The 14,726-nt window shown below is 46.7% G+C and carries 13 protein-coding genes and 1 pseudogene; 3 read left to right on the top strand and 11 right to left on the bottom strand.

What is annotated here, in order from left to right; all coding sequences use genetic code 11:
• Positions 1-29: 29 nt before the first annotated feature.
• From QT990_RS11970 to QT990_RS11945, 6 genes and pseudogenes are all read right to left on the bottom strand, one after another.
• Positions 30-845 carry a DUF4340 domain-containing protein gene (locus QT990_RS11970; protein ID WP_333409909.1) on the bottom strand — a complete coding sequence of 272 codons (816 nt, stop codon included), beginning with the start codon at positions 843-845 and terminating at the stop codon, positions 30-32.
• A gap of 47 nt (positions 846-892) precedes the next feature.
• The gene (locus tag QT990_RS11965; protein WP_333409910.1) at positions 893-3,001 is read right to left on the bottom strand and encodes a Gldg family protein; all 2,109 of its coding nucleotides are present in this window, start codon (positions 2,999-3,001) and stop codon (positions 893-895) included.
• A 44-nt stretch (positions 3,002-3,045) separates the two neighbouring features.
• Positions 3,046-3,948 carry an Rpn family recombination-promoting nuclease/putative transposase gene (locus tag QT990_RS11960; RefSeq protein ID WP_333142565.1) on the bottom strand — a complete coding sequence of 301 codons (903 nt, stop codon included), beginning with the start codon at positions 3,946-3,948 and terminating at the stop codon, positions 3,046-3,048.
• A 174-nt stretch (positions 3,949-4,122) separates the two neighbouring features.
• The gene (locus QT990_RS11955; protein ID WP_333142566.1) at positions 4,123-4,923 is read right to left on the bottom strand and encodes an ABC transporter permease; all 801 of its coding nucleotides are present in this window, start codon (positions 4,921-4,923) and stop codon (positions 4,123-4,125) included.
• A gap of 1,894 nt (positions 4,924-6,817) precedes the next feature.
• Positions 6,818-7,852: pseudogene (locus QT990_RS11950) on the bottom strand (ABC transporter ATP-binding protein); the annotation flags it as partial.
• A gap of 314 nt (positions 7,853-8,166) precedes the next feature.
• On the bottom strand, positions 8,167-8,376 hold the full coding sequence (locus tag QT990_RS11945) for a hypothetical protein (RefSeq protein WP_332999805.1): 210 nt from the start codon (positions 8,374-8,376) through the stop codon (positions 8,167-8,169).
• A 172-nt stretch (positions 8,377-8,548) separates the two neighbouring features.
• Here QT990_RS11945 and QT990_RS11940 point away from each other — a divergent pair, with 172 nt between their 5' ends.
• Positions 8,549-8,746, top strand: coding sequence for a helix-turn-helix transcriptional regulator (locus tag QT990_RS11940; RefSeq protein ID WP_332970604.1), 198 nt, complete (start codon positions 8,549-8,551; stop codon positions 8,744-8,746).
• A gap of 73 nt (positions 8,747-8,819) precedes the next feature.
• Here QT990_RS11940 and QT990_RS11935 read toward each other — a convergent pair whose 3' ends face one another.
• The 4 genes from QT990_RS11935 to QT990_RS11920 all read right to left on the bottom strand — a co-directional run bounded on the left by QT990_RS11935 (position 8,820) and on the right by QT990_RS11920 (position 12,428).
• Entirely contained in the window at positions 8,820-9,464 is a 645-nt protein-coding gene (locus tag QT990_RS11935) for a Uma2 family endonuclease (RefSeq protein WP_333052734.1), read from the bottom strand.
• Positions 9,465-9,577: 113 nt separating this feature from the next.
• Positions 9,578-11,221, bottom strand: a complete 1,644-nt coding sequence (locus QT990_RS11930; RefSeq protein WP_333142567.1) for a trypsin-like peptidase domain-containing protein — start codon at positions 11,219-11,221, stop codon at positions 9,578-9,580.
• Positions 11,222-11,375: 154 nt separating this feature from the next.
• Entirely contained in the window at positions 11,376-11,582 is a 207-nt protein-coding gene (locus QT990_RS11925; RefSeq protein ID WP_333142568.1) for a hypothetical protein, read from the bottom strand.
• A 147-nt stretch (positions 11,583-11,729) separates the two neighbouring features.
• Positions 11,730-12,428: a pirin family protein gene (locus QT990_RS11920; RefSeq protein ID WP_333142569.1), complete on the bottom strand. Its 699-nt coding sequence runs from the start codon at positions 12,426-12,428 to the stop codon at positions 11,730-11,732.
• Between the two features lie 116 nt (positions 12,429-12,544).
• Between QT990_RS11920 and QT990_RS11915 the strand changes: the two genes are divergently transcribed.
• Both QT990_RS11915 and QT990_RS11910 read left to right on the top strand, forming a co-directional pair.
• Positions 12,545-12,883, top strand: coding sequence for a helix-turn-helix domain-containing protein (locus QT990_RS11915; protein ID WP_333129966.1), 339 nt, complete (start codon positions 12,545-12,547; stop codon positions 12,881-12,883).
• Positions 12,884-12,953: 70 nt separating this feature from the next.
• Positions 12,954-13,352, top strand: coding sequence for a DUF4112 domain-containing protein (locus QT990_RS11910; RefSeq protein WP_333142571.1), 399 nt, complete (start codon positions 12,954-12,956; stop codon positions 13,350-13,352).
• Between the two features lie 304 nt (positions 13,353-13,656).
• Here QT990_RS11910 and QT990_RS11905 read toward each other — a convergent pair whose 3' ends face one another.
• Positions 13,657-14,679 carry a beta-eliminating lyase-related protein gene (locus QT990_RS11905; RefSeq protein ID WP_333142572.1) on the bottom strand — a complete coding sequence of 341 codons (1,023 nt, stop codon included), beginning with the start codon at positions 14,677-14,679 and terminating at the stop codon, positions 13,657-13,659.
• Positions 14,680-14,726: the final 47 nt, after the last annotated feature.

The following is a 14,726-nucleotide window of genomic DNA, read 5'->3' as shown; positions in this document are numbered from 1 at the left end:
GCAACATCTCAGAGCGATGGGTCATCTATCTATTTATTCTCAGGACTTGGCGTGGGAGAGGGTTTTTGCGGTTTCTCTGTTTTGGGTGCTTCTGCTTTTTTCCACTCTGACAAAGGTCGCTGGACGGCATTTTTAAAGTCAAAAGGCACTAGCAGCACGGGCAAATTTTGGGCGGAATTTTGAGGGGGCGCTTCCGGCGGATTGGCTTGAGCGTACAAGAAGCGGCCGCTAAAGTCTGTTTTGCCTAAAACTAGGCGGTGAGTTTCCTGGTTGTCCAGTTTTACTGTGACTGTAGCTTGGGGTTGGTCGAGACCGAATTCGGGCAGTTGAGCTGCAGTAATATTAATCGTGCGATCGCTCTTTCCTGTTGCCAGCCTGTCTAGCAAAAAATCCACCGATGCCTGACTTGCGTGTGCTTGCACGGGCAATTTCATTTCCCAACTAGACTTGCCTCCTTTTGTAGCATAAACTCGCTCAAAAGTCAATATTTTTTCGGGAGTTTTGACTGTAAAGAATTGTACGCGATCGGACTTAAAAGCAAAAATTTTCTGTTTTTCTTCCTTAGCGGCTTCCTGTTTCGGAGACACTTGCATCTCGAACAAAGCAACCAACCCAGTCATGCTAAGCGCGACGGCTATCAATACTAATGTATTTTTCTGCAATTTCATAATAACTGAGAATTGGGCATTGGGAATTGGGCATTGGGAATTGGGCATTGGGAATTGGGCATTGGGAATTGGGCATTGGGAATTGGGGAGTTTGTTATTAATAACAACTGACAACTGACAACTGACAACAGTCAACTGACAACTGCAAACTGTCAACTGACAACTGACAACTGTCAACTGTCAACTGTCAACTGTCAACTGACAACTGTCAACTGTCAACTAACTTATCTTCTCTTCCACCAAATAGCGCCACCAATTCCCAGTCCGAGTAAAGGCCACATTAGCCAAGCTAAAACCAGCAATCCTACTTGGATGGCCGTCATGTTAATGCGGCGGTTGGTAGCTTTTTTCGGACTGATAGAAAAGCTTTGCTGGTCTGGTTTACTCAACCAACTGACTGAATTGAGAAACACGTCGCTATTGAGTTGTTGGTCAAACCAACCGTTAGTCACAAATTGAGATGTGCCAATTACTACCATTCGCGATGTTTTTCTAGGAGTTGAAGGCGCAGAAGGAGTTGCCGTTGGGCTGGGAGATGCTGTGGGAGAGGTTGTGGGTGTTGGCGAACTTTCTGGAGATGCTGTGGGAGATGCTGTGGGAGATGCTGTGGGTGTTGGCGAAGTCGTGGGTAATGCTGGCGGCGTAGCTTCTTGCGAGACAATCACCGAATAGCTGATTGGGGAAGCTGTTGGTGAAGTTGTCGGCGACGGTGATGTTGTCGGTGATGGTGAATCTGTCGGTGATGGCGAAGTTGTCGGTGATGGTGAAGTTGTCGGTGATGGGGAAGTTGTCGGCGATGGCGAAGTTGTCGGTGATGGTGAAGTTGTCGGTGAGGGTGAAGTTGTTGGCGATGGTGAATCTGTCGGTGAGGGTGAAGTTGTTGGCGATGGTGAATCTGTCGGTGAGGGTGAAGTTGTTGGCGATGGTGAATCTATCGGCGATGGTGAATCTATCGGTGATGGCGATGTTGTCGGCGATGGGGAAGTTGTCGGCGATGCTTGGGGTGAAGGCGAGGGCGAAGTTGGTGTTGGTGAAGGGGAGGGCTTTAAGGGAGTGCTGTCAGTGGACGATCGAACTAAAGCTACACCTAATAATAGCGGTCCTTGTCGATCGGTCTTTTGATCAAACTCCAATTTCTTAGTCGTCAAATCGCTTTCGGCCCAACTTTCCTGACTCGTCCAAATCAGCGGTTTTTCCTCTATCCCTTCTACTGGCGAGGTTTCCAAAGCACGCGCAAACGGATAAAATGAAATACCGTTGCCAAAACTTTGAGTAATCGGATGTTCGCCGTAGCGCCTGACTGTAGGAACCGTGGGGCCCAGGCCAAATCTTTGACCAGTGCCCGAAGCATCGATGGCCAAACGGCTGTCTAGTTTGACGCCCCATTCTTGCAGCAATTTGTCCAATCCCGTATCAATTGCCGGGTCTACCATTAACAATAAACTGCCGCCGCGATCGAGATAAGCTTTTAGTGCTTTAATTTCTGTATCGGAAAACGGTTTGTCCGGCCCGGGAACGATTAAAGCATCTGCATCTTCTGGCACTTCTTTGCGTTCGGTCAAATTCAGCGTTTGGGCGTTGTAGTATTTATCTTTCAAAGCTTTTTCAGCTTGCTGAATTCCGCCTTGACCTTCCTGTAGCGGGCGGGCTCCTTTGCCTTGCAAAAAGTAAACTGTAGCAACGCGAGTGCTCAGGATTTCTTCTAAGCCATTGGTAAGTTTTATCTCTGAAAGACCTTGATTTGGGTCGCTACCAAAAGCAGTGCCACCTTTTTGCAGAACTTGTTTTTTGTCCCCGGATTGCAGGTAAACTTCTCCGATGCTGGTAATGCTAAATTCCCGCGCTTTTCCCGGTTGCGTCTGCGGGTCAACAAACTCGAATTGGAACTTTTCGCCTCCCTCGCGTTTGTAGCTTTGCAGCAATTCTTTAATTTGGGGGTTTTGGATGGGGTCAAATACCCAAACTTTGACTGTTTGTTGCAGGTTTCGCAGTATTTGTTGAGTCTGCGGGGCAAGGGTAAATTGTTGGCTTTCGGTTAAGTCGATGCGGACGGGATAGCGAACGGCTATGAAGTTAATTACTCCGAGAATCACAAAGACGGCCAGGGTAGCAATCAGGGCGTTGGTGCTGGCTTGAGTGGAACGCTGCCCCCAAAAGCTTTGTTCGTAACTCAAATATAGCAGCCAAAGTGCGATCGTCACTGCTCCGGCAATAACTAAACCGACTGTCAATGGTTCCCATACTCCGGATACAAGTGCTGCTGTTACCCCCGCTGCGATGAGGAGGGGGCCCAGCAAAAAAACGTATTTCCAATTTGTTTTGCTAATTTTCATAACGTAAATATTGAGGGAAAAATTTCCGGGTCGAGGATGTTATTCTATATCGCATTAGCCTGCAACCATGCTGTTAAATCTGACGGCTTGTTGAAATCGATCACGGCATCTCCTAGTTCTTCTAATTGCTCTACGCCTAATTGACGGATGCTGTTTTCAGTTTCCGGTTGTATTGTGCCTAAGCGCTTCACTAGCTGACGCAATATTAACGAGAGTTGAGCGGTTTTTGTAACCTGTTCTCTTGCTACATCTATGGCAATCTGCTGGTCTTGAATCCACAGTTCTTGCTTCTGCAATTCATTTAATTCTTCCTGATTGAAATTTTCCTCGCTGGCAATTTTAAAAGCTTTCTGAATTTCGGGAACTGCACTGAGTGTTTCTGGTACTGTCTCCAGAGTGCTGGCTTTTTCGAGAAAGTAAATCCATTGCTCTGCTGTTGTTGCTAATTCTGCTAATTCCTTGGTAAATTTTGGCAGTTCGATAAATACTAATTCTATTGCAGTATCTGGACACTCAAACTGTTGCTCTTTTTCTTGAAAAACAAACCGTGACAAAAATTCTGGCTGATTTTCAAACATTTCAAAGTCGGCAATTTTCAAGGAAATTACTGTTTTTAGTCTTTCGTAGCGTTCTTTTCCTGTTAATTGCTGGCTGTAGCTTTTGGCAGCGTTGTACAAAACTCTGTTCCCAAAGGAAGGCACGTTGATCAGTTGAATTTCAACTAGGGCGATTCTGCCGCCGTTAATTGTGGCTTTGACATCTAGGTGGGTGTCTTGGGTTGGGAGAGTTTGAGGTTCTGGTTGGGAGTCGATTATTTCTAAGTCTTCGATAATCGGCTGTGCTTCATAAAGGATGGCGTTTAAAAAATTAATCAGGATGTCTTTGCTGTCGCTGGAACCGAATATTTTTTTGAACGCAAAGTCGATTTTGGGATTGATAAATCTCATTATTTCAAGAAATTAGTGGAATAACTAACATTAATTGGGGATGGGGAATGGGGAATGGGGCATTGGGCAAACAGGGCATTGGGCATTGGTGGTGTGTCCTTTAATGTGCAATTCTCCAAATCTCCTACTTTCCCCATCTTTCCTCTTTATTCCCCGAAGCCTTCCCTGATGTTTTTAAGAACGCTGATATCGCAAGGCATCGATAGATTGGGCGGTCAGAAATACTCCTAAAATGATGTAACTGGCAAACATAATTAAACTGCTGGTATCGAAAACTCCCTTGACAAGATTGGTATAATTTGTTAGGAGCGACAAATGTCCTAATGCTGTTCCGAAGGCGCCACCGATAGCGACGGCGGCTGCATCGATCACCCAGAGAAATAATACTAGAGCGAAGGTGAGGATGGCTGATAAAATTGTGCTGTCGGTGAGGGAGGAAATAAACATTCCGAGGGATAATACTCCTGCTGCTAGTAAGATTAAGCCGGCGTGTCCTAGCAGAAGAACTCCGGGGAGTACGGGTGGGGTTGAGGAACTGAGGACGATCGCCTCGCAGAACAGCAGGGGCAGCAACATTGTGGTATAAAATGTTAAAACTCCCAGGAGTTTGCCGGTAGCAACTGCCCAGTTTGTTAAGGGCGATGTGGCTAATAGTTCTAAGGTGCCCCGTTTGCGTTCTTCTGCGTAAAGTCCCATTGAGAGTGCAGGTAGTACGAACAAGGAAAGGGAACCCATTATTCGCAGAAAGAGTTGCAGGAATTCGTAAGCAACGTCGATGGGAGGTTCGGTAATTCCCATTTGGTCTCGCTGGCCGATTTGGGGAATTAACCCGTCGGGGGCTAGGAGGATGGCTATTAAAAAGTAGCCGGTGATTAGCCAAAAGACTGCTGCGATGGCATAGGCTAATGGCGATGCAAAATAGCTTTGTAGTTCTTTGCGGTAAATTGCGACAATATTACTAATCATTACTAACATTTAGGAATTGGGAATGGGTAATTGGGCATTGGTAAGTGGTTCATTCTGAGTCCCCTGCAGGTGGTGTTTGGCTGTCGTCGCTATCCTGTTTTTTTCTTTCTATTTGTCGCTTTTTGGTCATAGGCGACTGTTCGGGCCGAGAATCGCTACTCGGTTGTGGCTTTTTTTTAATTGGCCGATTTTTTACAACAGGTTGGGATTCTGGTTGAGAACGTTCGATCGACTTTGGCGCATCTAAAATCGGTTCGGGTTCTGGCTGAGAAAGTTCGATCGACTCTACTGTTTCTACAATAAGTAGATTTTCGACAATCGGTTCTGGTTGAGAAGGTTGGCTCGACTCTACTGTTTCTACAATAAGTAGATTTTCGACAATCGGTTCTGGTGGAGAATACTCGATCGACTTTGGCGCATCTAAAATCGGTTCGGGTTCGGGTTGAGAAGGTTGGCTCGACTCTACTGTTTCTACAATAAGTAGATTTTCGACAATCGGTTCTGGTGGAGAATGCTCGATCGACTTTGGCGCATCTAAAATCGGTTCGGGTGCTGGCTGAGAAAGTTCGATCGACTCTACTGTTTCTACAATAAGTAGATTTTCGACAATCGGTTCTGGTGGAGAATGCTCGATCGACTCTACTGTTTCTATAATGAGCTGATTTTCGACAATCGGTTCTGGTTGAGGATGTTCTAGCGACTCTATTGTTTCGACAATCAGCAGATTTTCGACAATCGGTTCTGGTTGAGAATGCTCGATCGACTGTATTGTTTCTAGAATGAGTAGATTTTCGACAACCGGTTCTGGTTGAGGATGTTCGATCGACTCTTGCCTTTCTACAGTTTCCAGAAAATCTGCCACTGGTTGCATTTCAGATTCTAAATCGCTTATTTCCTCCGGTGTTTCTGTAATTGGTTCGGATTCGGGTTGAGAATAGTCGATCGACTCTTGCCTTTGGACAATCGGTTCTGGTTCATTATGCTCGATCGACTCTACTGTTTGTGAAACTTCTAGATTTTCGACAATCGCTTCTGGTTGATGATGTTCGATCGACTCTGGTGTTTCGACAACTGGTTCTGGTTCTGGTTGAGAATGCTCGATCGACTCTGGTGTTTCTGGAATGAGCAGATTTTCGACTATCGGTTCTGGTTGAGGATGCTCGATCGACTCTACTGTTTCGACAACTGGTTCGGATTCTGGTTGATGATGCTCGATCGACTCTAAGGTTTCTGAAACTTCTAGATTTTCGACAATCGGTTCTGGTTCATGATGCTCGCTCGACTCTTGCCTTTCGACAACTGGTTCTGATTCTGGTTGAGAATAGTCGAGCGACTCTACGGTTTCTGAAACTTCTACATTTTCGACAATCGGTTCTGGTGGAGAAGGTTCTATCGGGAGTCTCTCACTTTTATAAAAAACATTTTTTACAAAAGTGAGCATCCTGCTTGCTTGTTTAGATATCTGTAGCGAGTAAGATCCTCGGGTTCCTGTGACACCCAAACTGAGATGCTTCGCTTCACTCAAATCTACGGTTTCTGCAACTGGTTCTGATTCTGGTTGAGGATGTTCAATCAACTCTGCGGTTTCTGCAACTGGTTCTAATTCGGGTTGAGGATGTTCACTCAAATCTACGGTTTCTGCAACTGGTTCTAATTCGGGTTGAGGATGTTCACTCAAATCTACGGTTTCTGCAACTGATTCTAATTCTGGTGGAGAAAGTTCTATCGGCTCTACGGTTTCTGCAACCGGTTCCGATGCTGAATGAGAATCATCAAGCAACTCTTCAGTTTCTGCAACTGGTTCCGATGCTGAATGAGAATCATAGAGAGACTCTGGTTTATTTGAAACGGGCAGATTGTCCGGGATGATCGTCGGTTGTGATTCCGATTGATGAGAATCGGCGATCGAGTCTTGAATTTCTGCCGCTTCTTGCAGATTTCGATCGACCTCCGGTTCGCTGTGAACCAGATTTTCTTCGGGTTTCTTTTCAGCCGCTGTCAGCCTTAAAAAGACATCTTCGAGAGTAGCGCGAGACCGGCGCATTTCGCACAGTCCAAATCCAGAGGCGACGATAGCTGTAGCAATTTCTCGTCCGGGTTCTCTTTCCGGTTCGCACAAGGCCCGCAGGCGGTAGCGATTCACTAAAAATTGCTGGCTTGGAATCAATTCGATCGATCGAACTCCCGGCAATGTTTCCAAAGAAGGCAACAGCAGACTGTTTACCAAATCCCCCTCGCCTTCAACTTCGAGTTCGTAACCCTCTCCGACAGCCAACTCTCCCATCAAATTTTCGGGAGTACCCGCAGCGACGATTTTACCGCGATTGATGATGGTGACGCGGTTGCAAGTCATGCTGACTTCCGGCAGAATGTGCGTGGAAAGGATGATTGTGTGCTGGCCGCCAAGACTTTTGATTAAATTGCGGACTTCGATGATTTGTCGGGGGTCGAGGCCGACGGTTGGTTCGTCTAAGATAATGACCGGTGGATCGTGGACGATCGCCTGTGCGATACCGACGCGCTGCCGAAATCCTTTAGAAAGCTTGCGGATTAAAACTTTGCGTTTATCAACCAGGCCGCAGCGTTCGATCGCGGAGGTAACTCGTCGCGCGCGATCGCCCGCAGGTACTTGCTTAATCCTGGCGACAAAAAACAGAAACCCTTCCACACTCATTTCTGGATACAGTGGCGGGTTTTCCGGCAGATAACCGATGCGCTGTCTGACTCCCATCGAGTTTTCGTGAACATCGAGGCCGGCGATACGGGCCGTACCGCTGGATGCCGGCAAATATCCCGACAAAATCCGCATGGTTGTGGTTTTACCAGCGCCGTTTGGCCCCAAAAAACCGAGAATTTCTCCTGATTCGACCGAGAAGGACACGTCCGCGATCGCTGCGGTCGAACCGTAAGTTTTGCTTAAGTGTTCTACTTCAATCATTTGTCAGAAGTGACGCGATTTTAGGTTTGAGATTTTAGATTTACTTTGCCAACCACAGGCGGGACGCCTGTTCCACGAAGTGGAGAGTCCCGCCCGATCGGCGGGTCGATCGAATTTATGGCTCAAATGCTAATTTGATTTTGTTTCCCAGTGTAGTCTGGCAAGAACCAAATCTATCATAAGTGTCGATCGGACTTTGAAGCAAAATGCTAGGTAGTAGGGTGCCAAGCCCGGAAATGAGTAGCCGATGTACATCGAATCGCTACCAACCGACGCACCCTACCAGTAGAGTCCGTGCCTACCCGAACCCTCAACTAGCTGCCTTCGATGTTGTTAGGCGCTGTTTCTAGGTTGATATCGGCATTAAAAACAATCACAAATTGAGCCTTGGGGATTAACTGCCGGACGATCCGCAGATAGCCGTCAGCATCGGAATGCCTGAAAAAGTGGGCCACAGTGATTCGCTGCATATTGGGAAGCAGGCGAACAACCAACCACCTGTTAAGGCGCTGTTTGTAGGGCATAATTAAGTTTGTCTCCATTCAGTGTTGGAGCAAAAGCCAGTTCAATGCTTGTCTAGGGCGCGGACTGGCTTTTGACCTTTGTTAGACTTTGTGTCTATATCTAGGTTATGACACGAACTACATATAGTCAACTGAATAAATAGAATAAACTGAACTAAGTACGGGATAGATAATGACGCTGGGGCAAAAGCTAAGAGAAAGACGTGAAAGTCTAGGTTTGACTAGAATACAAGTGGCAAGAGCGTGTAATGTGGTGGAATCCACAGTTATCAACTGGGAAACCGACAGACACGTCCCCAAGCTATACCCAGCACAGATGAAAGCCCTGTGCGACTTATTGAAATTCTCGATCGAAGATTTAGTCGTGTAGCTTCGGGAGTTAAAATAAAGTAGGTTGGACAATCGCGCTTTTTTGCAGAGAGGGCGATCGCTTTCTATTTAGATTACTGCTGAAATTGAGCCAGCAACCAAGCCCCTACCTGTGCTTGATCTTCAGTGCGACTCCGCCGCAAAGCCTCTTCCAACACAGCAATAGTTAATCCCGGCAAAACTTCCGATCGCACAAGCCGCCGACTGCCATTATCAGCAATAATAGCAAAGGCAATAATTTGAGATTTCTGCACGTCTACTACCCAATATTCAGCGACTTTTAACTCTTCGTAAAGCAACCGTTTTTCACCAATATCATCAGCCAAAGTTGAGTCCGCAACCTCTATCACTAAATCTGGCGGTGGGGTAACATCAAGACTTGCGATCGAACTTCCCCTCGGTGCTAATTGCGCTCTTTCTCCAATATAATATGATACATCCGGTTGACACTCTCGCACTCCAGTTTTCCGGTAGCTACAGTTATCCAATCCGTTAAGAGAAATACCTTTGATAGTACAAAATAGATTAATTGCGAAAAGTGCGATCGCATTATCTCGTGAATGATCAGGCCCTACTGACATAGTTTCAATCCTCATTTGTCCGTTGCGGTAATAGCATTTTGCTTTACTGTAAGCTGGGTCATCTGCCATCGCGATGAACTCTTCCCAGGTTGCTACCACCCAGATATCAGTTGGCAATTTAGTCTTTAGTCCACTCATTTTTTTATCCCAAATATCTCGATCGTATAACACCACTCAATCAAACGCAAACCCTGTTCTCTCTACTCTTCCTCTGCGCCCTCTGCGCCCTCTGCGGTTAAATAAAAAAAATCTCAACTCCTTTTCCAAATCTTAATTTCCCCCAACCAACCCGCACTAACAATAGTCTTCCCATCGCTGCTAATAGCCACAGCACTAACATAGCCAGAATGCCCGCTCAAATTACCTCTCAAATCCCCCGATCGCACATCCCAAAGTCTCACACTCTTATCCCAACTCCCAGTAACCAGCGTAGTGCCATCCCGACTGAATGCCACCGACCAAACCCCGTCAGTATGCCCGCTTAAACGCCGAATTAACTGCCCGTTTCCGGCATTCCACAACCCAACAGTGCCATTGCTGTTTCCCGCAGCTAAACTTTTGCCGTCGGGAGTAAAAGCTAGCGACAAAACAGCCAAGTTTTTGCCGCCAATCGTGCGAATTGCTTGACCGCTAGCTAAATTCCACAACCTAATTGAACCATCTTTACTGCCGCTAGCTAAAGTTTTGTTGTCGGGGCTAATTGCAACAGCATTCACCAACCCAGAATGCCCGGTCAAAGTCCGCAGCAGTTCCCCCGTTTTCGGGTTCCAAATCTTAATCGTTTTGTCCCAACTGCCGCTGGCTACAAATTGACCATCAGGGCTAACGGCAACGCTCGAAACTGCATTGGAATGCCCGCTCAAAGTGCGTACAACCGCACCAGTTTCTAAATTCCAAATTTTCACAGTTTTGTCGTCGCTGCCGCTAGCTAACACCTGGGAGTCCGCACTCGCGGCCAGTGCGTTTACGGCTTCCGTGTGACCTTGCAGGGTAGTTTTTAATTGCCCGCTGGGAAAATTCCAAACTGAGATAGTGCCGTTGCTATTTCCTGTGGTAAAATAAGCTGAAGCAAGGGCAAGGGAACTGACAACTTCCGAAGGCCCTTTGAGGGTATTTGTAGCAGCAAAGGCGATCGCACTTGCGGGCGTGCGGGGCGCATTATTCGCCGGAGTTTTAGGGTTTCCGGCAGTAGGAGATTGGGGAACGACTGGCAGGGAAATAGTCGATCGCCATTTCATGAAAGTATTAATTTCTATTCCCGCCGCCACGATTTTATCGGAGTTTTCCTCTAACCTGACAATGCCGTTAATTGCGACAACTCGCCCTGCATCATCGAGCACCGGGCCCCCGCTCATGCCCGCTCTCACTAAGTTGTTGTATACCAAAGTATAGCCGTTCCAGGGAGTTTGGCGGCCGGTAAGCTGACCTTCCGTGGCGATGAAAATCGGCTGTCTCAGGGAACCGCCGGATATCGGCCAGCCCGCCACATAAGCCTTGTTTCCCTTAGTTGCTGCGGAATTGGCTAATTGAGCCAAGGGGTAGCTTTGAGTGCTGCTGAAAGGTACGATCGCCAAATCCGCACCGGGCATTCGCCGCACGAGGCTATAGTATACAGAGTGAGCTTTGCCGTCGGGAGTTACGACCTCGTAATCGCCGGCTTTATCGACAACGTGCCAGTTTGTGAGAATATAGTATGTGCTGCCCTGCTTCTCTAAAATTACTCCTGAACCGCCTTTTGCCCCCTGGATGCGAACAGTAATTTGTTGGGCAACGGTTTTAACTTTGTCGGCGGTTAATGCGAGGGCGATTTGAGGTGATGTCAGTGGGATGAGGGCGATCGAACTCAGGGCGATCGTAGCACTCAAAATAGCCGGAATTGTTCTGCTGTAATTCATTATTGTGTCAATTTAACATACCCACATATCAACTGACGGAAAAGTTATCCGGTTTGTGGCATATTTACAACGCGAAAATGCCTGCGCGATCGAACTTTCGACATTCGCACAAGCCTCACAATATTTGACACAGCCCTCTGGCTAGCAGAAAAATTTAGAATTGGGAACCACAAATAGACTCAACCATAGCAACTGGCTTATCTCTATTTTGATCTCGGCAAATGATACTTTCAGCCCTACGCTGCCGCGAATATTCCCCATTAGCCATCCAGCCGAGGGGTGCGCCTGCGATCGCGCCGACTGCTAAACCAGTGATGAGGCTCCAAACAAGATGCTTTCTGGCGATCGGGTTTTGTTGCATAAAAATTTATCCTAAAGACTCACCCTTAGAAAAAATATCACAAATAAAATTTACTTTCTTCCTCCTATTTACTTATTTCCTAAGTAGTAACCCACCCTAAGTAGGGTGCGAATTACGCACCTTACTGAGTATGTAGGCTGCCCAATTTTATGCTAAATCAAAAAGCAAAATTTCTGCATCTGCTGCCGCTTCAATCACCACCTCATACTCACCGCTAACCGCCGCAGCGTCGCCATTTTTCAAGGTCAAACCGTTCAGCAAAACCGAGCCGCGAGCCACTTGCACCCAAGCATGGCGATTCGGCTGCAAAGCATGAGAAACCCGCGATTCTTTATCCAAAACAGCCGCATACAAATCAACATCTTGATGCACTTTCACAGCACCATCTCTCGCATCTCGCGCCGCCACTAAGCGCAGTTTTCCGTGCCTTTCTGCTAGGGGAAATTCGCGCTGCTCGTAACTCGGCTGCAAGCCTTTTGTATCGGGTAACAGCCAGATTTGCAGCAAATGAACCGGGTCTGTTTGCGAGTTATTGAACTCGCTGTGCTGGATACCCGTACCTGCACTCATCCGCTGCACTTCACCGGGTTTAATCACTGCACCGGTACCCAAACTATCCTTGTGTTCTAATGCTCCTTCTAATACATAAGTAATGATTTCCATGTCGCTGTGGCCGTGAGTGCCGAAACCTCTGCCGGGGCTAACGAAATCCTCATTAATTACCCGCAAAGAGCGAAAATTCATATAATTTGGATCGTAATAGCCGGCAAAAGAAAATGTGTGGTAACTGTCCAGCCAACCGTGATTAGCGTGTCCTCTTGCTTCACTTTTTCTGACGGTAATCATTTTCTGAATCCTCAGTGAAATTTATCGGGTGTTTCTTTGATGTTTTTATTTTAAACCGAGTCAAGCTATTATGGATAGTACGCACTTAAAAGTGCGGTACTTACCAAAAAGATACTATGCAAGTCCAAGAAGTAAAGGTCGATCGAGCAAATTGCCCTGTAGAACGCACTCTAGAGGTGATAGGCGGGCGCTGGAAAGTCTTGATTCTGCGGGAGTTGTTTCCAGGAGTGAAGCGCTTTAACGAGCTGCAACGAGCTGTCAACGGCATTACTCAGAAGATGCTGACGCAGCAACTGCGGGAAATGGAATCAGATGCGATCGTGCACCGGGAAATTTACCTGCAAGTGCCGCCAAAAGTTGAATATTCGCTAACGCCTTTGGGCGAAAGTCTCAAACCGATTATTAATGCCATGCACGAATGGGGAATTCAGCATATTAGCGAAGATGGAAAATGAGCGGTTTCTAGATGGTTTTTTCCGTCTTCCGACAGATTTCAAATTTTCAACCTAGTTCAACAATAATAATATGAACAACATAGAGCGTCTCGCCACCCTCAACCGCATCCGCAAACTCAGCCGCCTGATGGATACCGCCATTGGCATCCCCGGCACTAAATTTCGCATTGGTTTAGATCCCATTATCGGTTTAGTTCCGGGTGCTGGGGATATCGTAGATACCGCGTTTTCCGCCTACCTAATTTATTTAGCAACTCGATTCAACATTCCCCAAAAAACTCTAGGGAAAATGGTTTACAACATCGGTCTAGAAGCCGTTGTGGGATCAGTACCTTTAGTAGGAGATATCTTCGATGCTTTTTATAAATCAAACATGAGGAATCTGGCCCTTTTAGAAGCACATCTCGAAGAGGCTGAACCCGAACTAGCCGCAGTTGCCGAACCTGTTCCTCAATCTATTAAATTGTAGGTACGGGTTTCACAAACAATAATTGTAAATAACCAGCAATCTCTCAAGCCCGCCCCCACCCAACGAGAAATCCCCGTGCCTATTTTTCCCATTTAAAATGTAGGGGCGGGTTTCACCAACAATAATTGTAAATAACAAACAATCTCTCAAACCCGCCCCCACCCAACGAGAAATCCCCGCGCCTATTTTTCGCATTTAATATATAAATCAAGGTTGATGTGGATGATTTGTTAGGTGGGGGCGGGTTTCTTAGATTGTTCATAGCTGGCCGGTATTATTTGTAAAACCCGCCCCTACATTTTAATCATTGATGTCGTTTAACCGCTTCCACGAAAGCAATAACATCCGCTTCCAAAGTATTAAAAGCCGTTACCAGTCTAACAGTACATTCATCCCACCGATAAAACAGAAAGCCCTCAGCTAAAACCGCTGTAATTACCGATTCGGGAAGTTGAATAAAAATCTCGTTGGCTTCAACCCGATGGCAAAAATTCGCTCCCTCAACTCCCGCCAAACCTGCGGCTAATTTGGCGGCCATATTATTTGCATGAGCCGCATTCTTCAGCCACAAATCATCCGTTATATACGCTTCCAACTGCGCCGACAAAAACCGCATTTTCGAGAAAAGATGCCCGCTGCGCTTGCGGTAAAAAGGGAAAGTCTTTGCTAATTCGCGATTTAAAAAAACCACAGCTTCCGCAGCCATCGCGCCGTTTTTTGTCGCTCCAAACGAGAGAATATCTACACCAGCGCGCCAAGTGATATCCGCAGGAGAACAGCCCAAACTCGCGACAGCATTGGCAAAGCGAGCTCCATCCATGTGCAGGTGCAAATTGTGAGCGCGAACTACTTCCGAAATATGGGAAATGTCCGCTGGATTGTAGACTGTGCCGGCTTCCGTTGCTTGAGTGATGCTGACGGCTGCGGGCTGTACGTGATGGACGACACCTGCACCAGCGCGATCGAGTATTTTTCCTAAAGTCTCTGCCTCTATTTTAGCATGATTTCCTGTTACTGTTACTAACTTTGCACCGCCTGTAAAAAACTCCGGCGCGCCGCATTCATCTACATTAATATGAGATGCCGCGTGACAGTAAACAGCGCCGTAAGGAGGAGTAACAACCGCAAGGGCCAGAGCATTAGCAGCAGAACCAGTTGCTACCGGAAAAACAGTCACCGATGTCTCGAACAAATCCGAAAATTTAACTTGCAAACGCTGTGTATATTCATCATCTCCGTAAGACATCACAGCACCGCAATTAGCCGCTGCAATCGCAGCCATAATCTCCGGCGAAACCCCGGTTGCATTGTCGCTACAAAAATTCATTAGAATAATTGGTAAATAGAATCTATAATATAACTCAACACTCAAGA

Source organism: Microcoleus sp. T3_B1 (assembly GCF_036700445.1).
Lineage (GTDB): Bacteria > Cyanobacteriota > Cyanobacteriia > Cyanobacteriales > Microcoleaceae > Microcoleus.
Note: the sequence above shows the minus strand (reverse complement) of the source record. Positions and strands in the feature narration are given on the sequence as shown.

What these genes read in the sequence shown, in the direction of transcription:
- QT990_RS11965 (WP_333409910.1), bottom strand. Translation starts at nt 3,001, where the DNA reads ATGAAAATTAGCAAAACAAATTGGAAATACGTTTTTTTGCTGGGCCCC.
- QT990_RS11955 (WP_333142566.1), bottom strand. Translation starts at nt 4,923, where the DNA reads ATGTTAGTAATGATTAGTAATATTGTCGCAATTTACCGCAAAGAACTA.
- QT990_RS11960 (WP_333142565.1), bottom strand. Translation starts at nt 3,948, where the DNA reads ATGAGATTTATCAATCCCAAAATCGACTTTGCGTTCAAAAAAATATTC.
- QT990_RS11930 (WP_333142567.1), bottom strand. Translation starts at nt 11,221, where the DNA reads ATGAATTACAGCAGAACAATTCCGGCTATTTTGAGTGCTACGATCGCC.
- QT990_RS11945 (WP_332999805.1), bottom strand. Translation starts at nt 8,376, where the DNA reads ATGCCCTACAAACAGCGCCTTAACAGGTGGTTGGTTGTTCGCCTGCTT.
- QT990_RS11910 (WP_333142571.1), top strand. Translation starts at nt 12,954, where the DNA reads ATGAACAACATAGAGCGTCTCGCCACCCTCAACCGCATCCGCAAACTC.
- QT990_RS11925 (WP_333142568.1), bottom strand. Translation starts at nt 11,582, where the DNA reads ATGCAACAAAACCCGATCGCCAGAAAGCATCTTGTTTGGAGCCTCATC.
- QT990_RS11915 (WP_333129966.1), top strand. Translation starts at nt 12,545, where the DNA reads ATGCAAGTCCAAGAAGTAAAGGTCGATCGAGCAAATTGCCCTGTAGAA.
- QT990_RS11920 (WP_333142569.1), bottom strand. Translation starts at nt 12,428, where the DNA reads ATGATTACCGTCAGAAAAAGTGAAGCAAGAGGACACGCTAATCACGGT.
- QT990_RS11905 (WP_333142572.1), bottom strand. Translation starts at nt 14,679, where the DNA reads ATGAATTTTTGTAGCGACAATGCAACCGGGGTTTCGCCGGAGATTATG.
- QT990_RS11940 (WP_332970604.1), top strand. Translation starts at nt 8,549, where the DNA reads ATGACGCTGGGGCAAAAGCTAAGAGAAAGACGTGAAAGTCTAGGTTTG.
- QT990_RS11935 (WP_333052734.1), bottom strand. Translation starts at nt 9,464, where the DNA reads ATGAGTGGACTAAAGACTAAATTGCCAACTGATATCTGGGTGGTAGCA.